Origin of the sequence: Burkholderia sp. RF2-non_BP3 (assembly GCF_001522185.1) — a bacterium.
In the GTDB taxonomy this organism is placed as follows: domain Bacteria; phylum Pseudomonadota; class Gammaproteobacteria; order Burkholderiales; family Burkholderiaceae; genus Burkholderia; species Burkholderia diffusa.
On sequence record NZ_LOSU01000057.1, the window covers coordinates 104,192 to 124,252 of the forward strand.

The 20,061-nt window shown below is 61.2% G+C and carries 15 protein-coding genes, 1 tRNA gene and 1 pseudogene; 14 read left to right on the forward strand and 3 right to left on the reverse strand.

The genetic code is table 11. The annotated features are described in order from the left end of the window. Positions 1-53 precede the first annotated feature (53 nt). The 3 genes from WS45_RS27285 (at position 54) to WS45_RS27295 (ending at position 1,448) form a co-directional block, all read left to right on the forward strand. Positions 54-575 carry a ClpXP protease specificity-enhancing factor gene (locus WS45_RS27285; protein WP_059449799.1) on the forward strand — a complete coding sequence of 174 codons (522 nt, stop codon included), beginning with the start codon at positions 54-56 and terminating at the stop codon, positions 573-575. A 19-nt stretch (positions 576-594) separates the two neighbouring features. Further along, positions 595-670, forward strand: a tRNA-Thr gene (locus tag WS45_RS27290). A 574-nt stretch (positions 671-1,244) separates the two neighbouring features. Then, positions 1,245-1,448 carry a hypothetical protein gene (locus WS45_RS27295; RefSeq protein ID WP_059535665.1) on the forward strand — a complete coding sequence of 68 codons (204 nt, stop codon included), beginning with the start codon at positions 1,245-1,247 and terminating at the stop codon, positions 1,446-1,448. A gap of 81 nt (positions 1,449-1,529) precedes the next feature. Here WS45_RS27295 and WS45_RS27300 read toward each other — a convergent pair whose 3' ends face one another. After that, positions 1,530-2,330, reverse strand: coding sequence for a cystine ABC transporter substrate-binding protein (locus tag WS45_RS27300; RefSeq protein WP_059535667.1), 801 nt, complete (start codon positions 2,328-2,330; stop codon positions 1,530-1,532). A 337-nt stretch (positions 2,331-2,667) separates the two neighbouring features. On the opposite strand from WS45_RS27300, the gene WS45_RS27305 reads away from it, so the two are divergent. The 11 genes and pseudogenes from WS45_RS27305 to WS45_RS27340 all read left to right on the forward strand — a co-directional run bounded on the left by WS45_RS27305 (position 2,668) and on the right by WS45_RS27340 (position 17,819). Then, entirely contained in the window at positions 2,668-5,853 is a 3,186-nt protein-coding gene (locus WS45_RS27305) for a type VI secretion system Vgr family protein (protein WP_059702577.1), read from the forward strand. Positions 5,854-5,903: 50 nt separating this feature from the next. Then, entirely contained in the window at positions 5,904-10,550 is a 4,647-nt protein-coding gene (locus WS45_RS27310; protein WP_082722032.1) for an RHS repeat-associated core domain-containing protein, read from the forward strand. Next, the gene (locus WS45_RS35295; RefSeq protein WP_156437285.1) at positions 10,534-11,112 is read left to right on the forward strand and encodes a hypothetical protein; all 579 of its coding nucleotides are present in this window, start codon (positions 10,534-10,536) and stop codon (positions 11,110-11,112) included. Before WS45_RS27310 ends, WS45_RS35295 begins: the two co-directional genes overlap by 17 nt. After that, positions 11,112-11,468 carry a hypothetical protein gene (locus tag WS45_RS35300; RefSeq protein WP_156437286.1) on the forward strand — a complete coding sequence of 119 codons (357 nt, stop codon included), beginning with the start codon at positions 11,112-11,114 and terminating at the stop codon, positions 11,466-11,468. Before WS45_RS35295 ends, WS45_RS35300 begins: the two co-directional genes overlap by 1 nt. A gap of 361 nt (positions 11,469-11,829) precedes the next feature. Then, positions 11,830-13,647: an RHS repeat-associated core domain-containing protein gene (locus WS45_RS27315; protein WP_441294167.1), complete on the forward strand. Its 1,818-nt coding sequence runs from the start codon at positions 11,830-11,832 to the stop codon at positions 13,645-13,647. Between the two features lie 2 nt (positions 13,648-13,649). Continuing rightward, positions 13,650-14,192, forward strand: a complete 543-nt coding sequence (locus WS45_RS27320; RefSeq protein WP_059702579.1) for a hypothetical protein — start codon at positions 13,650-13,652, stop codon at positions 14,190-14,192. An 859-nt stretch (positions 14,193-15,051) separates the two neighbouring features. After that, a complete protein-coding gene (locus WS45_RS27325; protein ID WP_059702580.1) occupies positions 15,052-15,549 on the forward strand; it encodes an Imm21 family immunity protein in 498 nt (165 codons plus the stop codon). Positions 15,550-15,576: 27 nt separating this feature from the next. Beyond that, positions 15,577-15,732, forward strand: a pseudogene (locus tag WS45_RS36580) (RHS repeat-associated core domain-containing protein); the annotation flags it as partial. A gap of 274 nt (positions 15,733-16,006) precedes the next feature. After that, complete coding sequence (locus tag WS45_RS35310; RefSeq protein ID WP_156437287.1) at positions 16,007-16,510, forward strand: hypothetical protein; 504 nt, start codon at positions 16,007-16,009, stop codon at positions 16,508-16,510. 185 nt (positions 16,511-16,695) lie between these two features. After that, positions 16,696-17,280, forward strand: a complete 585-nt coding sequence (locus tag WS45_RS27335; protein ID WP_156437288.1) for a hypothetical protein — start codon at positions 16,696-16,698, stop codon at positions 17,278-17,280. A gap of 212 nt (positions 17,281-17,492) precedes the next feature. After that, positions 17,493-17,819, forward strand: coding sequence for a DUF7716 domain-containing protein (locus WS45_RS27340; protein WP_059702590.1), 327 nt, complete (start codon positions 17,493-17,495; stop codon positions 17,817-17,819). A gap of 94 nt (positions 17,820-17,913) precedes the next feature. Here WS45_RS27340 and icmH read toward each other — a convergent pair whose 3' ends face one another. Both icmH and tssK read right to left on the reverse strand, forming a co-directional pair. Continuing rightward, positions 17,914-18,696, reverse strand: coding sequence for a type IVB secretion system protein IcmH/DotU (gene icmH / locus WS45_RS27345; RefSeq protein ID WP_059532829.1), 783 nt, complete (start codon positions 18,694-18,696; stop codon positions 17,914-17,916). After that, a complete protein-coding gene (gene tssK / locus WS45_RS27350) occupies positions 18,693-20,039 on the reverse strand; it encodes a type VI secretion system baseplate subunit TssK (RefSeq protein ID WP_059532826.1) in 1,347 nt (448 codons plus the stop codon). The genes icmH and tssK overlap by 4 nt, the downstream gene beginning before the upstream one ends. Positions 20,040-20,061: the final 22 nt, after the last annotated feature.

Here is a 20,061-nt window from a genome sequence, read left to right on the forward strand (position 1 = left end):
GACGGAGCGGGCGCGCGGCGTGCCGCGTGCCTGCTCCGGGTTCGAGGATTGTGATGCAAGAGATTTCAACGAAACCTTATCTGCTGCGCGCGCTGTATGAGTGGTGCACCGATAACGGTTACACGCCGCATATCGCGGTGAGGGTCGACAACTCGACGCGCGTGCCGCGTCAGTTCGTGCGTGACGGCGAGATCGTGCTCAACATCAGCTTCGAGGCCACGAGCCAGTTGCAGATGGGTAACGAGTGGATCGAGTTCACCGCCCGGTTCTCCGGGAAGGCGCACAAGATCGAGATTCCGGTGGCCAACGTGCTCGCGATTTACGCGCGGGAGAACGGGCAGGGGATGGCGTTCCAGGTCGATGCGGTGGCGGGCGAGGGCGAAGATTCGGGCGCGTTCGAGGACGATGCCGAGCAGGCCGACGATGCGCGACGCGACGAGTCGCCTGCGGTGCTGACGCCGGTTGCCGATCACGGCGCGAACGAAGAGCCGTCCGAAGGTGCCGATGAACCGCCGAAAACCGACGGCGATGGTTCGAAAGGCGGCAGCAGACCTCGCCTCAAGATCGTGAAATGAGGTAGAATCTCGCGCTTACGCCGGCTTAGCTCATCTGGTAGAGCAGTTGATTTGTAATCATCAGGTGGCGGGTTCGAGTCCTGCAGCCGGCACCAAATTGAACGAAGGGCCGGGAGATTTTTTCTCCCGGCCCTTCGTCGTTTCAGCGCCGCGAACCGACAAACCCGACGCGGGGCGCGCGGCAAAGCCGCTTCAGCGTATTGCATGTGCGGACGCGAGCACGCGGCATTTCCTTCTCGATTCGGTGCCGTACATTTCCCGGCCGGCCCGCGACGCCTCGTGTCAGGAGCGGCGCATTCCCTCGGTTGCAATGCCGCTCCAAGCGATGCCGTTGCGCCGCAACCAATCTTTCAGGCACTGCCTGCAAACGAGCAACGCGCCGCCGACGACGAGCGCGGTCATCGGCATCGGTCGGCCAGATGCCCCCTCCTTTACTGTCACGGCCGCGTCACGATGCCCCAATAACGTTGCACGTCCCAGCCGTGGCGTACGCATCCAGCGGATCCGATGACATCGCCCCGCTCAGGGAGCGCCTGGCTCCTCGCGACGACGTGCCCTCGTCGCAAACGGCCGCGCATTTCCGCATCCCCATGCCTTCGGGCCATTTCATCAAAAGACAGGATCGACGCCGGTTCGAACCGGATCGCGGACGATCAGGAGACAAGGACCATGCTGAGTCCGCACGAATTCTCGATGTTGCTGCGCATTGCCCGCGCACCGGACAGCGTCGACCCGTCCAACCCGGCGTTCGCCGTGCTCGTCGAAAAGCGGCTGGTCGACGATACGCAGGTGCGTGTGAATGCGGTGGCGGCGCGTCCGGCGCTCACGCCGATCGGCCAGATGCTGCTTGCGCGCTTCGACGAAGCGGCTTGAGAGAGGGGAAGCGTCATGCAGATGGGCGTCACGCCTTCGCCGCAGCGAAGGACGTGACGCAACGCAAGCGCGGCGAACCGCTTACTGCGCGACCGGCACCGTCACGTCGCTGCCGAACCAGTGCATCGAGATCTTCTTCAACGAGCCGTCCTTGCGCAGCGACTCCAGCGCATCGTTGATCGCCTTCTCGAACTTCGGATTGCCCTTGCGGAACGGGATCGCCATCTCCTGCTTGCCGCCGTTCAGCACCGCGCCCGAGCGCAGCGGCAGGTTCGACGTCTTGATCATGTACGGCAGCATCAGGCGGTCGTCGAGCGTCGCCTCGATCCGGCCCGCGGCGAGGTCACGCAGCTTTTCCGGCGCGCCGGGATACGTCTGCACCTCGATGCCCGGCACGCTGCGCGCCATCTGGTCGTAGTTGGTGCCGAGCGTCACGCCGAGCTTCTTGCCCTTGAAATCCTCGAGCGACTTGAAGTTGCGCGTGTCGTCCTTGCGCTGAATCAGCTGCGCGGCCGAATACGTGTACGGCTCGCTGAAGTCGAGCACTTCCTTGCGCTGCGGCGTGATCGTGACCTGATTGACGATCACGTCGAACTTGCCGGCCTGCAGCCCCGCGATGATCCCGCTCCATTCGGTCGGGACGAATTGCGTCTTCACGCCGAGCTTGCCGGCGACGGCATTGGCGACATCGACGTCGAAGCCCTCGAGCTGCCCCGACGTGCCGCGCGAGTTGAACGGCGGATACGTGCCTTCGAGGCCGACGCGCAGCACGCCGGCTTTCTTTACCGAGTCGAGCAGGTCTTCCGCATGTGCGGCAACGGCCGTGAAACCGAGGGCCGACGCGAGCAGCAAGCCCGACAGCAGGAACTTCGAACGTTTCATCGCAGATCTCCAGTGTTCAGTGTGGTAATCGAGCGCCGGGCATCGGTCGTGCCCGGACTGGGCCGGAATACGGGCACGTAGACACTACTCGCAACCGGGCCGCGCCGGAAGTCGAATTGGCCCTGATTGCAATCGATTTCCTCTGGCCGTGGGCGAACCGTACAGCGTCGAACAAGCGTTCGAACGGTTCGCCCGGGCCGCTCGGAGGACGCTTGAAAAACTCTTTTAAATCAGTTCTATTTTTGGAGACTCGCAGTAATTTGTCTGTAAAATCGCGCGAGCGAAATCGCATAACGCGCCATCCGAGGGCGCGTCAAAAGAAAAAAAGGCCGTTGCCATGAACATGCAGAACACTGTTGCCGCATTGCGCGGCGGGTTGCTTCAGCAGGACCGGCTGCTGAAGCTCGATACGCCATTGGGCGCCAACGTGCTGACCGTGCAGCGGGCCGTCGGCCGTTCGCGCATCGGGCGCGCGTACGAATTCACGCTCGACGTGCTGTCGACCGATAGCGATCTGGAACTTAAAAAGCTGATCGCGCAGCCCGTCACGTTGTGGATCCAGCAGGGCGATCGCAGCTACCGGCCGATCCACGGATACGTCCACACCGCGCGCCGCCTGGGCGCCGACGGCGGGCTCACGACCTATCAGCTCACGTTCGCCGATTTCACGCATTTCCTGAAGTTTCGTCGCGACCAGCGGCTCTGGAACGATACGACCGTCGACCAGATCATCAGCGATGTGCTGAACCAGCATCCGCAGGCGCGGGGGCATTTCCGCTTCGCGCTGTCGCAACCGCTGCCGAGCCGTTCGTACACGCGCCAGCACGACACCGACTGGCATTTCGTGCATCGGCTGATGGAGAGTGAAGGCCTCTACAGCACATGGCAGCAGGCCGACGACGGCAAGTCGCATACGCTCGTGATCACCGACAACCTGCAGGCGTTCGCGCCGCTGTCGCCGGAAACCGTGCGTTTCTATCGCGGCGGCGCGGCGAGCGAAGCCGATGCGTTCACGCAATGGTCGGGCTCGCGCACGCTGCAGAGCGTGACCCGAACGACGCGCACCTTCGACTACAAGAATCCGTCGCAACCGTCGAACCCGAAGGGCACGACGCTGCCGACGATGAGTGGCCAGGGCGAATTGCCCGACCAGCTCGAAGTGTACGAGTACACGGGTGCGTACACGTATCTGGACCAGACGCGCGGCGACCATCTGACGAAGGTGCGGATGGAGGAATGGGAGTCGCACGCGAAGCGCTTCCATGGCGCGGGCGGTGTGCGCGCGATCGATGCGGGCCGGCGCTTCACGCTGTCGGACCATCCCGAACACGATCGCGATCCGGCTGACCAGCGCGAATTCGCGGCGATCGGCGTCGAATGGTGGATCGAGAACAACCTGCCCGTGGCGAGCAGCAGCGCGGACTTTCCGTACAGCCTGCGCGACGCGTTGATGCAAGCGCAGGAAGGCTACGGTGCCGATCCGGCGTTTCGCGTGCCGCACGACGATGGCTCGGTCGGCTTCTATCTCGTCGAAGTCGAGGCACAGCGCGTGAGCGTGCCGTATCGCAGCCCGTTCGAACACGAGAAGCCGAAGATGCATCTCGAGACGGCGATCGTCGTCGGGCCGCAGGGCGAGGAAGTCTATACCGACGAGCTGAACCGGATCCGCGTGCAGTTCGTGTGGGATCGCCTCAATCCGGGCAACGAGAACGCGTCATGCTGGGTGCGCGTCGTGCAGTCGGATACCGGCGGCGGTTACGGTGGCGTGCATGTGCCGCGGATCGGCGAGGAAGTGCTGATCGATTATGTCGGCGGCGATTGCGATCGGCCGCTCGCGGTCGGGCGTGTGTACAACGGCGCGAACCAACCGCAGTGGCATAGCGACGGGATTCTCTCCGGCTATCGGTCGAAAGAATATTCGGGCAGCGGCTACAACCATCTCGTGATGGACGACGCGACCGGACAGAACCGCGTGCAGCTGATGAGCAGCAGCGCGAACAGCCTGCTGCATCTGGGCTACCTCATCGACCAGAACGGCAATTCGCGCGGGGCGTATCTCGGCAGCGGCTTCGATCTGCGTTCGGATGCGTATGGCGCGGTGCGGGCGAGCCAGGGGCTGTACGTCACGACTCATCCGAAGGCGCCGAACAGCCAGCCGCTCGACGTGAAGGAAGCGCAGCAGCAGCTCGTGACGGGTGAGAGTCTGGTCGAGGCGATGTCGGGCGTGAGCGAGCAGCATCAGGCGGAAAGCCTGAAGGATGCGCACGAGACGATGCGCGCATTCACCGACGCGACGCAGGACAGCACGTCGGGCAGCGCGTCCGGCGGCCGCACGGCGGGTGGCGGCACGGGCAGCGCGAATGCGTTCAAGGAACCGGTGATGCTGTTCGGCAGCCCGTCGGGGATCGGGATGTCGACGCAGCAGTCGCTGCACTTAGTCGCGAACGATCACGTGAACGTCGCGAGCGGACAGAGCGTGCATGTCGCGGCGGGCAAGTCGCTGATCGGCAGCATCGGGCAGAAGCTGAGCCTGTTCGCGCAGAACGCTGGGATGAAGCTGTTCGCGGGCAAGGGCAAGGTCGAGATTCAGGCGCAGTCGGACAACGTCGAAGTCACCGCGCAGAAGGCGGTGAAGGTTGTGTCCGCAACCGATCGGATCGAGATCGCGGCCGATCAGGGGATTCTGCTGACGAGCGGCGGCGGGTATATCCGCATCAAGGACGGCAACATCGAGATTCATACGCCTGGCGCGGTGGATGTGAAGGGTGCGTCGCATACGTTCGCGGGGCCGGCAAGCATGGGGTATCCGTTGCCGAGCCCGCGGCCGGATCAGCCGGGGCAACTGGAGCTGTTTCACAAGTACGTGAATGGAGAGGCGGTGAAGGGCGGGCTGTTCACGGTGAGAGACGTGAACGGCGCCGTGCTGAAACAGGGCGCGCTCGACAACAGCGGCCATACCGTCGTGAGCGGTTTGCCGCCGGGCGCGGTGCGCGTCGAATTCGGCAAGGACCCGCGCGAATCGGATCAGCCGGCGAACTATTTCAAGCAGGCGAAGTGGCCGGCAGAGCCGGTCGCGCCGTCGCCGGAGGCGGCACAGGCAGCGGCGAGCGGGCAGCTTGCCAGCCAGCTCCAGGGAATGGCGCCCGCTGCGACCACGGCGGCGTTGGGCCTCGTGAGCGGTGGCGGCGCCGGCGCGGCGCTCGGCGGTCTCGCGAGTTCCGCGTTGCCGGCTGCCGCGAGTGCGCTCGGTGGGGCAGGCGCCGTTTCCGCGCTGCAGACGGCTTCGAGCCTGGGCAGCGCTGCGAAGCAGGTGGCCGGGATGGTGCAGGCCGCACGGCAAGGTGGGCTCGCGGCGTTGGCGACGCCGGCTGCGAATGCGGCGTCCGGTGCGCTGCAGGGCGCTGTGCCGGGTGTTGCCGGAATCGCCGGCAAGGGCGCTACGGCGGTGGCATCGGCTTCGGCTGCCGGTGTCACCGGCATGAAGCTGCCGACCAGCGGGTTCGGCGGTCCGTTGCAATCCTGAGAGGGCGGCGTGTTAGCCGTCTGCAAAAAACGATTTGAACGAAAAGCGACATGGCACAACAACTTCCACCGGGCGCCGAGAAGGAACAGGCCGTTCCCTGGCTCAGCGACATTTCGACGAAAGATGTAGCGGCTGGCGGCGACCGCATCAATCAGTGGCTGCTCAGCATCAGCGGTAACCACATTTCGTTCGAAGATCTGAAGACGGTCGCGAGCGCGGTGCCGATCATCGGCAACCTGATGGCGTTTTACGATGCGGTGTGCGACATCGTGACGATCATCGAGAAGCGCAGAGCCGATTTGCTCGACTATCTGGGCCTTGCGATCAACTTGATCGGCGTGATTCCGGTTCCGCCGCCGCTGGCGTCGTTCCGGCTGTCCGCACGTCCGCTGCTCGCGCTCGTGCGCAACCAGTTGCTCGTATCGCGCGGCAATCTCGCGGCAGCACTCATTTCCGTGCTGGTCACGCACGTCAACGCCGCGGCCGCGACCGAAATCGAAAGTTTTCTGAACACGCTGCAGCAAGTCCTGACCGACCTGCTGAACGACTGCGCGGCAAAAGCGCAGGAATTGATGGTCGGCATCGCGAATGGACTCGAACTCGCGCTGCAGGGGCGGCTTTTCGATAGCAGTACAAACGTGCGGCGCACCGAGGCGGTCGCTCGCAAAATGGACGAGCGGTCCTGGTACAACCCGATGCTCGTCGTCGACGCGATCGAATACGGCTACGAAGGCTCCGTCGCGCTGGGGAAAGAAGCCGGAAACGCGGTGGCAGGGACGGCCGCGAAGCTCGCGCCGGATTCGTGGCTGCAACCGTTCCGCGATATCGTCGCGTTCCTGAAGGCCGAAGCACCAAAAGTCGCGAAGGCGATCCGCGAGTTGAACGGCAGCGAAGAAGGCAAGATGCTGTGGCTCATCGCGCAGCTGGTCGCGGCCGTCGCGCAGGTGCGCGCGCGCGGAAAGCTGCATGAAAAAGCCGCCGACGTGCCGCCCGGCGGCAAGGGGCAGGCACAGCACGAGCGTCCGCAGGGGCCGCTCGGCGCAATCGAACAAGAGAAGAAGCCAGGCGGCGCAGGTCCGAGCCCATGCAAGGGCTGCCCGATCGCGTCGCCCGGCTCGATCGATTTCGCGTTCGGCGATGAGACATTCACGCACACCGATTTCGAATTGCCAGGCGCGTTGCCCGTCGTATGGGCGCGGACGTATCGATCGCGCCTGTCCGCATACGACAACGGCGAACTCGGCGCGCGGTGGCTCACGCCGTACACCACCCGCATCGATGTCGAAGGCGACACCTGGTTTTACCGTGATGGGAACGGACGTAGCATCGAATATCCGGCGCTTGCAGTCGGGGGCGTGCACGACGATCTCTCCGAAAGCCTGACGCTGTCGCGCCTCGACGACACGTGGGCGACGGTCGCATATGGCCACGACGAACTGCACGTGTACGAACGACGCGGCGATGCATTCCGACTCGCGATGCAGAAGGATCGCGCCGGCAACACGATCACGCTCGACTACGACGTACTCGACCGCCTCGTCCGGTTGATTGATGCCAGCGGCAACGTGCTGTCGTTCGAATATGACAAGCAAGGGCGCATCGTGTTGATCGAGCAGGTCCTGCAGGACGGCAAGCGCCGCACTCTGGCGATTTATGCCTACGACGACGCGGGAGACCTCGTGCGCGCGATCGACCGGCACGGCAATGCGTGGAGCTATGCGTACCGTCGACACCTTGTCACGCGCTATGCCGACCGTACTGGCCGCGGAATGACGCTCGAGTGGGACGGCGCCGACACCGACGACAATGCCGATGCGAAATGCGTCCGCGAATATGCGGACGACGGCAGCCTCGACATCCGCCTTGCGTGGCATCCGAAGATCCGGCTTACCTACGTGACCGACGCGCTCGGTCAGATGACGCGCTATTACTACAACATCAAGGGCTACATTTATCGAGTTGCATACCCGGACGGCACCGAGGAGTGGTTTCGGCGTGACGAGCACAACAATCTGGTGCTGCACATCCTGCAGGACGGCAGTATCGAACAGATGCGTTACGACGCGCGTGGCAACCGTACGTGGCACGAACGCGCGGACGGCAGCATCATCGAGATGGCCTATGATGACAAGGACCAGATGATCAGGCTCGTCGATCCGAACGGGCACGTGTGGCAGCGCAAGTACGACGACGCCGGCAATCTCGTCGAGGAGATCGATCCGCTCGAGCACGCGACGAAGTACGCGTACAACGACAAGGGGCTGCCGACGCAAATCACCGATGCGAAGGGCGGGACGAAGGCGCTCGAATACAACGATGCCGGGCAGCTCACGAGCTACACCGATTGCTCTGGAAAGAAGACGGAGTGGCAGTACGACGATATCGGACGCGTGGCAGAGGCCAAGGATGCGTCCGGTGGCATAGTCGCCTATGGTTACGGACCGAACGGGCAGCTGTCTGAGATTCGTTCTCCCGCCGGCGTCGAGCACGTGCAGTACGACGCTGAAGGCAGATTGCTGCGGCATACCGATCAACTGAACCGGTCGACGCGATACAGCTACGATGCGGCAGGCCGCATTGCGAGTCGCGCCGACGCGCTTGGGCAGACGATTGCGTATCGCTACGATCGTCTCGGCCGGCTTACCGCACTGATCGATGCGAACTTTGCGACGTATCAGTTCCACTACGATCCGGCGGGACGGCTGATCGAAGAGATCGGCTTCGACGGCAAGTCGACGCGTTACCAATACGACAAGGAAAGCGGCAGCCTCGTCTGCGTCGACGAAGCCGGCTGCGTGACGTCGGTCGACCTCGACGCGACCGGACGGCTGATGAAGCGCGCCTCCGGCGAAAGCGAGGAACGGTTTGCGTACGATCGGAGCGGCCGGCTCATCGACGCGGTGAACCGCTACAGCCGTGTGCAGTTCTTCTTCGATCCTGTCGGCAATCTCGTCCGAGAGCATCACGCATACGATCTGTTCGGCGAGCGACGCAGCTACGTGTGGCATCACGAATACGACGAACTCGGCAATCGGCGGCGCACCGTGCGACCGGACGGCCACGCGATCGACTGGCTGATGTATGGCTCGGGGCACGTGCACGGGATGCTGCTGGATGGCGACGAGCGTGTGCAGTTCGAGCGCGACGATCTGCATCGCGAAACGGTGCGGCTGCTGTCGAGCAAGGTCGGGCAACGCACGCACTACGATCCGGCTGGACGGGTGCTGCAACAGACGATTCAGCGGTCCACGTCGCCAGCGCCGCTCGCCGAGCGGCGGTATCGCTATGACGCGGCCGGTCAGTTGTTGCGGATCGAGGACAGCCGCAAGGGCGGCATCGACTATCGGTACGATCCGGTCGGACGGCTGACCGAGGCAATCAGCCCGGTTGCGAAGGAGCGGTTCTCGTTCGATCCCGCGAGCAACATTGTCGATCCGGTGCGAGCGAGCGACACGCCCGCGTCGCGGCCGAGCCTGGTGCGGCCGGAAAGCACATTGCCGGCAGAGGTGCCGAAGGTGCTGGGCAACCTGCTGAAGGCGTATGCGGGGATGCACTTCGAGTACGACGCGCGGGGCAATCTCGTGCGCAAGCGTACGCCGGCGGGCGAGCAGGAATACGAGTGGGATGCGTTCAACCGTTTGCTGTCGGCGCGCGTCGCGGAGACGTCGCGGCAGAGTGACGCGCGGTACTTCTATGACGCCTTTGGCCGCCGGATCGCGAAGGAGGTGAACGGCGAGCGGACCGTGTTCGGGTGGGATGGCGATACGCTCGCGTACGAAAGCGATGGTGAGCGCGGCACGCACTATATCTACGAGCCGGGGACGTTCGTACCGCTCGCGCAGTATGTGGCCGAGCCGGTTGTTGGAATCAAGACGCCGGCGTGGAAGAGCAGTGATCGTTACGTGCCGGAGGAAGATCCACTGCAGAAGGTGCCGCAGCGTCGGGCTGACGCGAAGCTTTTCTATTACCACTGCGACCAGATCGGCACACCGCAGTTGCTGACGGATGACGATGAGGACGTCGTTTGGGAAGCTTCGTACAAGGCGTGGGGGGAAGCGTGCGAGGTGATCGCGCGCGCGTCGAAGGCGGCGGGGATCGTGGCGAGGAATTCGTTGCGGTTCCAGGGGCAGCAGGAAGATCATGAGACTGGGCTGCATTACAACCGGCATCGGTACTATGACACTGCGTCCGGGCGGTTCGTCAGTAAGGATCCGGTTGGGCTGGCTGGTGGAATCAATGTCTATCAATACGCGCGTAACGCTGTACTATGGGCCGATCCGCTCGGCCTCACGCCTTGCAGCTTGATCCGCTATAAAATTAGAGACAGCCTCGCGCCAATGGCGGGCTCTCGTCAAACGGGTATCAATCGTGCCTGGAAAGCCGAGCAGGAACTCGTGAAAGCCACCGGTTCGGGGACTGTAGATTGGACGCCAGCACAGATGGATGAATTGCTTAGCAACGGAAAGGTAACCGGGTTCACCGGGCATCATATAAACAATGTTGAAAGCAACCCCGCATGGGCCGGAGATCCTCGAAATATTGTCTTTCTGTCGAATGGGCCCAACGGGGGCGACCATCTGAACAGCCTGCAGGGGCATCGCGGTAATTACCAAAACGCAACATCGGGCCGCTTGATCGACCGTGCGGCAATGATTAGTCAGCATCAGAGAGCAAACGAAAATGCAAACTGCCGATAGTGTTTTTCGTGAAATACGTACGATTCTCGGAGCGCATGCCAGTGTAGTCGATCAAGCGACCACACCTGCTGCATCAATATCGGCTGGATACAAGGAAGTTGCCACGTGGATATCGGCCTTGCAAGGAGCGGATCTGACAATTCCTTGGTCCGCGGAGGAGCTTCACCTGTACGGAAGTCAGACGACGTTAGAGGCGGCGCAAATCGGGTATCGGGTCGATGCTTCGGGGGGACGTCTGTCTGCATGGAAGGACGAGTGGCTCGTGCTTGGACAGATAAGCGGAGACCCGATCATCGGCGACTTCAGCAAAGAAGACTGCATTATTCTTTTTGCACGTCATGGATCTGGCTCATGGCGAGCAAATCATGTTTCAAACGACATAACGACCTTTGCCGATGTGTTGCACATCTGGTGTGATCTCTTTATCACGAAATATGCAAAGGACGTTTACGACGATACACTGGCTCTCCGATCGGATTTCCTAGCCCAATTGCGGCAACGAGTGAGTCAAAAATTATCGAATACCCAAACCGATGTATTCATGAGCATGGTCGATGGTTAGTGTTGCTCCCGACCATCGCACCGGTTAAGAGCGCCGAGCTGCGTTGCGAGCCGGAGCGATTGCCGTCGAGCAAGATCGGGCAACGTACGCATTACGATGCGGCGGGACGCACGGCTGCAACAGACGATCCCACGATCCGCGGCTCCAAGTCGCTTGCCGGGCAGCGGTATCGTTACGACGCGAAGGATCAGTTGCCGCCGGTCGAGGACAGCCGCAAGGGCGAGGTGCGTGGTGGGCGCGTTGCCTCGCTACGAGCGAAGCAACGAAGTACTCAGCGAGGCACGAGTAACGCGCGCCCGATGCACCTGCAGCCATCGCAAGCGGTGACAGCAAAGAAAAAGGCCGCTTGCTGCTAGCATGCCGAGCGTCGAGCAGGTGCAATACGACGCTGAAGGCCGGTTGTTACGGCATACCGATCAACTGAGCCGGTCGACGCGATACGGCTATGACGCCGTCGGCCGAATCGCGAGTCGCGCGGATGCGCTCGGGCAGACGCTCGCGTATCGGTATGACCGTCTCGGCCGCCTGAGTGCGCTCACCGATGCGAACTTTGCGACGTGCCAGTTCCATTACGATCCGGCCGGGCGGCTGATCGAGGAAGTCGGCTTCGACGGCAAGTCGACGCGCTATCAGTACGACAAGGAAAGCGGCAGCCTCGTCTGCGTCGACGAAGCCGGCCGCGTGACGTCGGTCGACCTCGACGCGACCGGACGGCTGATGAAGCGCGCCTCCGGCGAAAGCGAGGAACGGTTTGCGTACGATCGGAGCGGCCGGCTCATCGACGCGGTGAACCGCTACAGCCGTGTGCAGTTCTTCTTCGATCCTGTCGGCAATCTCGTCCGAGAGCATCACGCATACGATCTGTTCGGCGAGCGACGCAGCTACGTGTGGCATCACGAATACGACGAACTCGGCAATCGGCGGCGCACCGTGCGACCGGACGGCCACGCGATCGACTGGCTGATGTATGGCTCGGGGCACGTGCACGGGATGCTGCTGGATGGCGACGAGCGTGTGCAGTTCGAGCGCGACGATCTGCATCGCGAAACGGTGCGGCTGCTGTCGAGCAAGGTCGGGCAACGCACGCACTACGATCCGGCTGGACGGGTGCTGCAACAGACGATTCAGCGGTCCACGTCGCCAGCGCCGCTCGCCGAGCGGCGGTATCGCTATGACGCGGCCGGTCAGTTGTTGCGGATCGAGGACAGCCGCAAGGGCGGCATCGACTATCGGTACGATCCGGTCGGACGGTTGCTCGAGTCGATCGGACTGGCCGGCAAGGAGCGGTTCGCATTCGATCCGGCGAGTAACATCATCGATCCGGCACGCGTTGAGACGGCTCGCAAAGAGAGCAGGCCGAGCCCGGTGCGTGCGGAAAGTTCGTTGCCTCCCGAAGTGCCCAAGGTATTGGGCAATTTGCTGAAGCAATATGCCGGGCGGCATTTCGAGTACGACGCGCGTGGCAACCTCGTTCATCGCAGATCGCCGGCGGGCGAGCAACGTTACGAGTGGAATGCGTTTAATCGGATGACGGCTGCGAGCGTGCAGGAGACTGCGCGCAGCAGTGAGTCACGGTATTACTACGATGCGTTGGGCCGCCGGATTGCGAAAGAGGTGAACGGCGAGCGTACGGTGTTCGGTTGGGACAGAGATACGCTGGCGTATGAGAGCGGTGAGCACGGCAGCACGCACTACTTGTACGAAGCAGAATCGTTCGTGCCGATGGTGCAATACGTCGGTGCACCGGTCAGTGGCTGCGAGACACCGTCGCGTGGCGATACAGATCGCTACGTGCCGGAAGATGATCCGCTGCAACGGGTGCCGGAGCGGGCAGGGCAGGTGCATGCCTTCTATTACCACTGTGATCAGATCGGCACTCCGCAGGTACTGACGGATGACGATGGCGATGTGGTGTGGGAGGCGTCGTACAAGGCGTGGGGTGAAGCTCGCGAGGTGATCGCGCGGGCGTCGAGGGCGGTAGGGATCGCTCCGAGGAATTCGCTGCGGTTCCAGGGGCAGCAATTTGATGATGAAACGGGGCTTCATTACAACCGGTATCGGTACTACGATCCGAGTAGTGGGCGCTTCGTGTCGAGCGATCCGATTGGGTTGGCTGGCGGGGTCAACGTCTACCAGTACGCGCCGAACCCGATAAGCTGGATTGACCCGCTTGGCCTCGCGAAGCGCGGCCCGAAAACCGGCGGGTGCGGCCCACATAACGAAATGATTGCCGCGTGGGGGCAAGAGGTGGCAGATGCTGGAGGAATAGTCATTGCCGGTGGCGGAGTCGAAAAAGAAGTACTGGTCGGGACCCTCGGTGGATTCAAAGGGGGCCGACGTCCAGACATTATCTACACTGATTCCGACGGCAAGACAATCTTCGGCAATGTTGGCAAGGTGCGCGCTGATGGCGTGACGCCAGTGAAGCGGGAAGAGCAGGCAATGGATGACTTGCGCACAAAGACGACGGGGAAGAACGTTCCAGACGACGTCCAGTTCCGAGCCTACAATTGCTGTCCGTGTAAGGGGAAATAGGCATGGATCGCAATGTGTTTATGACGTTCGACGACTTCGTGAAGATCAATACGGAGTTACTCGAAAGGACGGGGCTGGCACTGTATCGTTCGGAAAGCTATGACCATCCGTTTGTGCATGTCGAGCGTGTCGACGCTGATGTGTGGCGGGACAGTGGATTGCGTGCGCTGGCTCTATTGATCGGTGATCCTGGGGATGCTCACAATATTCTTGGGCCGCGTCAGTTCGACGTTAAACGCCCTGCTCGCGTAGGCTTTGTTAGCGTGCGGTACGGGGGAGACGACGAATATGCGATTGGTGCAACGCATTATGGCGCGGACGGTTCTAACACTGAGAAATTGATCAATCGTGAACTCAACAAGTTGTTGCGCCAATATGCTCATAAAGGCGTGATTGACGTCGAAGGCAATAGCGGACGGATTTCCGATAACTACTACTGGACAGACGCGGCACTGGCTAGCCATAAGAATTGGCATCAGTTCATTGGAACAGGCGTTCGCAAAGACCGCAACAAGGACCCCGGTTACCGGCCGAAGCCGGACTGAAGCGAGGGCCGCATGAGCGGCCCTTGCTGTTTCTGGACTAGAGGCTCGAACGCGGCCCGGAGATTGGCCAACGTGCACTTACGCATTTCTCCCCCGATCGGGGAGAAATGCAGCGGCTGCCGTCAGTCTGCCGTCGGCTAGGAGAGCCGCTTTGCAACTTCGCGGCGAGCGTCGTCGTCGAAGGCGGCAGTTGACCATGTTCATGCTTACGATCCAACCGGTAAAGTCAAGGTCGTGTCGCCAGATGACGGAAACTCGCACTTCCCTACTAAAGGTGAATAGAAATGCAAGGTATATCGAGCCAAGACTATTTTGAAACGAGTGATGGGACTGTTCGAATATGGATCGAACAAGGTTCGTCCATCCATATCAAGGCGGTTACAAAAGAGAATGACCCGGTCGAGCTGTCTGAGTCGGAGGCGTTGGAAATAGCAGAAGTTCTTAGGCACTTTGCGAGCCGAATCTGACCGTTTGTAAAGCTAGACCAAGGGCCGCGTTAGCGGCCCTTGTTGTTTGTGTGATGAGTTGAAGCTTGGCGTTCAAGTGGCGGCGAGCGTACGGTGTTCGGTTGGACGGAGATACGCTGGCGTATGAAAGCGGTGAGCACGGCAGCACACATACTCGTACGAAGCAGAGTCGTTCGTGCCGATGGTGCAATACGTCGGTGCACCGGTAAGTGGATGCGAGACACCGTCGCATGGCGATGCAGCTCGCTATGTGCCGGAGATTTCGTTCCCGACCACCAAACTCCGAACGCGCTGAACGAGGAGGGGAGGGCCCAGCGGCTGTATCCTCACTGTAAGCGTTGCAGTCTCAAACAGGCTGGCCAAGTCACGTGGGCAAAGAGGAGGAAAGGCTAATGAGCAAGTACGTTTTTTCAAACTGGCTCAACAGTTCAGGCGGACCATTGGTGGTAATGGAGGAGGCAAAGGCGTCGCTATGGAATGGCACGGGTGGAAGCCCGTCTGATTTCGATTTGGCATGCCAATCTGTTGACTACGCCAGCAAGCTGACATTGCACGGATCAGATGTGCTTGTCTTGGGCGACGAGCCATTGCAAGCAGCGATCGCTACGTCTGACAGCAGGCAACTGATCGTTCGCTGGAAGTGGGCCGATAATGAGGCGGATGTGCGTGCTGCAATCGAGCACATCGATTTCAACACGATAAACATTATCGAAAAATTGACAATCAACTGGGTCAATCAGCCACTTGTTGTGTTTGATGCCGCTGACATATTTGATCCCGCTCAATGCCTGAGATTCACAGCGCATTCTGGCTCCAACGAAGTGTCAACGTTCATCCACCAGCCGACTTCGAGGACATCTCTACTGGTGCACGCGATTGCCGCCGTGTAGCTGGATGTGGTGACATGGAAAGTGTAGACGGGGCTGCACTATAACCGGCATCGGTACTACGATCCGAGTAGTGGGCGCTTCGTGTCGAAAGATCCGATTGAGTTGGCTGGCGGGGTCAACGTCTATCAATACGCGCCGAACCCGACGCTGTGGATCGATCCCCTTGGTTTGCAAAAGAAACCATCGGTTCCACCGCATATATCGCGGCAGAAGCAAGCGGGTCGTGTACTGGGTGGGCCCCAGTATGACAATCGAGTTAAACAAGGTAAGCCCACCTCGTGCTTCTGTGATTGGGACGATGCAGTGCAGTACACAGATGAGGCTTGGAGCAAGGGTAGCCCCGTCCCTGGGCGCCCGAATGTACGGGACCACGATTTCAAGACGCCCATTGGTTTTGGCCCCAACGGAGGCACTCAAACTTCAGTGCGCGTTCACCAAGACAATGGAGGAAAAATACATGGACATCCCAAAGGCCCAGAGACCCCATGATTCGAATTTTGATTGGGAAAGATTCTCGCGTTCCGTTATTGATTCGTACGGGAGTTTTGAATCCCCGGACTACTCGTTCGTTAAAGAGAATCTTGCTGCGACAAAGTACCCAGGTGTGATTCAATTTCTTGAAAAGAATTTTGATTTCCATGAGGATACCGAGCCCAACACCGACGTAAGTTACGGATATTTCGTGAGGGGTGATGGTGCGGATTTCATATTGCGAATATCGTTTGTTGGTCCGTATTACTATTTATCGTCGTTGTCGGCGGACGGAAGTCAAGACTCACCGAGTATTGATCTGCCATCAACCAATTCAGTGTACCCACTGATAAAGAACATGGAGGAGGCTGGTATGATTTTTACTCCTGTTGAGGTCTTGAATAAAAAATTTAATTTCGGTAATCAATTCTCAAGTGTCTACTCGATTCTTTACTGTTACGAGGATGAGCCGTCCTGGATCGAAATGTAGGGGATGGATGTCTCTTGAACGTTTGATGCCTTGGCGACGCTGGAGAACCTGTTGTCGTTCTTTGGTCGCACGAGACAGGGCATGCGTCAGCGATTGCAGATAGCTTTGCAGCCTTCCTAACTACGCCCGGTCGACCGGGATAGCGATGAAGGAAGCATCGACACTCAATAAAATAAGGATCCTCCATGCGGCGTTCACTTCTTGCGCTTATCTTGCTTGCGACCGTAACGGCAGCGTCTGCCGATAACACTGATTCAAGGGCCGCGGATGCGCCTGATCTGGTGCATCTCAAACCTTATGCCGCGAACGGCGTCAGCTTCCAGCTTCCTTCGAACTGGACGGTTACGTGGAGTGGCCGGCTGGAGGATACGAATGGGCAGGGGGTCGATATCGAAGCCGACAAGGCGGCATTCGAGGTTCTGACGTTGGGTGTCACGGTTCAGGTTGTGCCCACCAAGGTTGCGCCGACGCTAAAGGGAACGGCGGCGTATCTCTACAACCTGCAAGTCGACGACAAGCCTGCTCAGTACACGAAAGCGAATTACGAGCCGATCGTGCTGAACGGCAAATATCCCGCGCTCGCATCGCGCTACTCGCATAAGATTTTCAAGGACGACCGGGTGTATGCGCATCGGCTGGACCTGATTGCGAGCAAGCCTTGCGGCGACGGCTGGACCTGCATCATTTTCTCGACAGGTCTGGCCGCCAACGAAAATCCCGCGAAGCAGGGCATGGCGAAGATCTACGAGACAGTTCGCTACCAACCCTGAAGATCCGTCCGACGCGGGAAATTGGACGCGATCTCGAATGTGGGTACCGCGTCCGCCAACTGACCGGCACACTGCCGCTGCCAACCTCGCGCATAAGACATTGGCATAATCACGCCTTGCCGGCACGAACGCCGCGGCGCAGGCGCACTCGTGCAACTGCCGCATCTCGCTCCGAGCGCATTGACTCCAGCCCAGTTACCACCGCACTACCCATGTCGACCCTCACCACGACCACCGCGTCGTTGAAACACATTCTCGAACACCCAGGCGATTTCTCCGGTTGGCTCTGCTTGCCGCCGATGCCATGGACGCTCGATACGGACGGCGTATTCACCGAAGACGCCAACGACGCCAACGACCCCGAGACCGACACGCCTCCCGCCACTGCCCCCCAACCCGGCTGGCGCGTCACGCTGTCCAGCGCGACGATCGAGGACATCGTGATCAACGCGCATGACCAGGTCGATGAACCGAGCGTGGCGCAATTGTTCGATGCGTTCGTGTTCTACGTCGACAACGAGGAATTCATTCTGCTTTGACGACGCGCGACGACGCGCACCACGCGCCACAGCAAAAAAGGACCGCCGCGCGGTCCTTTTTTCATGAAGCATCAACACCCGAACGAAGCGCGCCTCAAGGCAACGAAATCGTCAAATTAGCCGACTCCGGCCCCACCTTGATCACCTGCGAATAAGGCGCCAACGCCTGCAGCGTCTTGTCCTTCAGATAAGTATTGAGCCCGAGATACCCGAGCAGGGCCACCAGCGCAAACACGGCGCCGATCGCCCAGACCGGCACCTCGCGCTTCAACCGATGCGCGATCTGGTCCGGCAGCGGCCAATGCGGAGCGAACGCGGCGCGCTTGCCCTTCATATGCGCGATCTCGTCCCCCAGCCGCGCGGTGAGGTAAGCGAGCTTCTCCGGCCCCTCGAGCAGATACTTGCCCTGAAACCCGAGCAGCAGGCACATATGAAACACCTCGAGCGACTGCAACCGCGCCGCGCCCTGCGCCCGACATTCCTCGAGATACTGGAAGAACTTCTCCCCCGCGAGCTGCTCGCCGAACAGCACGAGCTGCAGCGGCCGGCGTTCCCAGTCGGTCCGGATCTTGAACTGCGACGACAGCACCATCTCGTCGACGGCCGCGCAATACGCGAACTTCGCGCCATACACGTCCTCGGCCGGAATGTTGAGCTTCTTCGCGCCGCGCTCGAAATCCGACAGAAACTCCTGGATCTTCGTGCTGAATTCGCTCGCGCTGTCCGGCTCGCGGCCGTTCTTGAGCAGGAACAGCATGAAGAACCCGTCGTACAGCAGGTCGAGCAGCGAACGGGCCTGGAACGAGGCGTCGGTCGACGCCGGGGTATGCAGCGGGGCCGGCGCGTTGTCGCCGAACAGGGAAGGCGCGTAGCTCATGATGTGACCGCGATCAGTTCGAATTTCAGGTCATTGATGCCAGTCGGCGCGTAGATCATCGCGGACTGGGCCTGCAGCATGCGCTCGTAGAGCGCACCGCGCGAATCAAGCTGGAAATAGCACGCGCCGGGCCGCACCGGAATCGCGGGCGGTACCTGCGGCATGTACGACAGTCGCACGCCGGGCATTGCCGACAGCACCAGTTTGTCGACGTCGTCGGGCGCGCCGACCTTGAAGCGTGCCGGCACCGCATCGACGAGCTCGACACTCGGCATGTCCGCGGACACGGCCAGGTAGAACTCGGTCTTGTCGTCGATCTTGCCCGAATCGAGGCGGCCGAGATGGAACGACGGACGCACTTCGTCGAGCGTGATCGCGAAGTAGCGCGTCGAGATCACGGTATCGAGCAACTCGCGCAGCATCAGGTCGAGGCGCGCGAAGCTCGGGCCCGGATCGTCATGGCGATACACGGGCAGGTCGGCGAGCGTGTAGCCCTTCGAAAACGTCATCAGCTGGCCCGCGAGGCGCAGCAGTTCCTGGAACAACCGCTCCGGATGCAGCGCCGCATGCTGGTGCAGGTGCGCGAGCGTCGCGAACGCGGCGTTTGCGGTGTGCAGCAGCCAGAACGACGCGATGTCGCCCGAGCGGAATTCGATGATGTTCTTCGACGGCTCGCGGTGAAAGCCGTACAGCGCGTTCACCTTCGCCTGCAGCGCGTCGACGAGCTGGCGCAGCCGCTGGTGCAGGATCGGCGAAGCTTCGATCGCGAGGCACGGCGGCACGAAGCTGTCGTCGATCTCGAAGCCGGACGTCGCGGTGCGGCGCACGCGCACGAGCGGCACCGACAGCAGCTGGTCGCGCGGCTCGCTGTGCGCGATCAGCTTGACCTGCGTCTTGAGGAACGTGATGTCGGCTTCGGCGGCGTCGGTGAAGTTGTCGGCGACGCTCGTCTGCTCGCTGACGAAACGCGTCATGAAGCCGGCGGCCGGATCGTCGCTGTAGTTGGTGCCGTTCTCGCGCAGCGGATGCAGCGCGAGGTAGAAGACGAATTCGTTGATGCCGTCGGGCAGCGTGTCCAGCGCGATCGGCGGCGGCAGGTCGTCGGCCTGCGGCGCGGCATACAGCGCGCCGTCCGGGAACACGAGCGCAAGCTCGGCCACGCGCAGCACGTTGCTGCCGAGCGCATCGCGGTCGATGCGCACCGAGCGCACGCCCCAGTTGTACGGCTGGATCGCCTGGATGGATTCGAACAGGCGCGCCTCGTGATAGGCGTCCTGCCGCTGAAAGTGTTGGGGCCGGAGGAACAGCCCTTCCCCCCAAAGCACCTTGGCCGAATAACTCATGTCAAATCCGGTTAATGTGGCG

What these genes read in the sequence shown, in the direction of transcription:
- tssK (WP_059532826.1), bottom strand. Translation starts at nt 20,039, where the DNA reads ATGAGTTATTCGGCCAAGGTGCTTTGGGGGGAAGGGCTGTTCCTCCGG.
- WS45_RS27285 (WP_059449799.1), top strand. Translation starts at nt 54, where the DNA reads ATGCAAGAGATTTCAACGAAACCTTATCTGCTGCGCGCGCTGTATGAG.
- WS45_RS27340 (WP_059702590.1), top strand. Translation starts at nt 17,493, where the DNA reads ATGTCGACCCTCACCACGACCACCGCGTCGTTGAAACACATTCTCGAA.
- WS45_RS27295 (WP_059535665.1), top strand. Translation starts at nt 1,245, where the DNA reads ATGCTGAGTCCGCACGAATTCTCGATGTTGCTGCGCATTGCCCGCGCA.
- WS45_RS27305 (WP_059702577.1), top strand. Translation starts at nt 2,668, where the DNA reads ATGAACATGCAGAACACTGTTGCCGCATTGCGCGGCGGGTTGCTTCAG.
- WS45_RS27300 (WP_059535667.1), bottom strand. Translation starts at nt 2,330, where the DNA reads ATGAAACGTTCGAAGTTCCTGCTGTCGGGCTTGCTGCTCGCGTCGGCC.
- WS45_RS27315 (WP_441294167.1), top strand. Translation starts at nt 11,830, where the DNA reads ATGAAGCGCGCCTCCGGCGAAAGCGAGGAACGGTTTGCGTACGATCGG.
- WS45_RS35310 (WP_156437287.1), top strand. Translation starts at nt 16,007, where the DNA reads ATGGACATCCCAAAGGCCCAGAGACCCCATGATTCGAATTTTGATTGG.
- WS45_RS27310 (WP_082722032.1), top strand. Translation starts at nt 5,904, where the DNA reads ATGGCACAACAACTTCCACCGGGCGCCGAGAAGGAACAGGCCGTTCCC.
- WS45_RS27335 (WP_156437288.1), top strand. Translation starts at nt 16,696, where the DNA reads ATGCGGCGTTCACTTCTTGCGCTTATCTTGCTTGCGACCGTAACGGCA.
- WS45_RS35295 (WP_156437285.1), top strand. Translation starts at nt 10,534, where the DNA reads ATGCAAACTGCCGATAGTGTTTTTCGTGAAATACGTACGATTCTCGGA.
- WS45_RS27320 (WP_059702579.1), top strand. Translation starts at nt 13,650, where the DNA reads ATGGATCGCAATGTGTTTATGACGTTCGACGACTTCGTGAAGATCAAT.
- WS45_RS27325 (WP_059702580.1), top strand. Translation starts at nt 15,052, where the DNA reads ATGAGCAAGTACGTTTTTTCAAACTGGCTCAACAGTTCAGGCGGACCA.
- icmH (WP_059532829.1), bottom strand. Translation starts at nt 18,696, where the DNA reads ATGAGCTACGCGCCTTCCCTGTTCGGCGACAACGCGCCGGCCCCGCTG.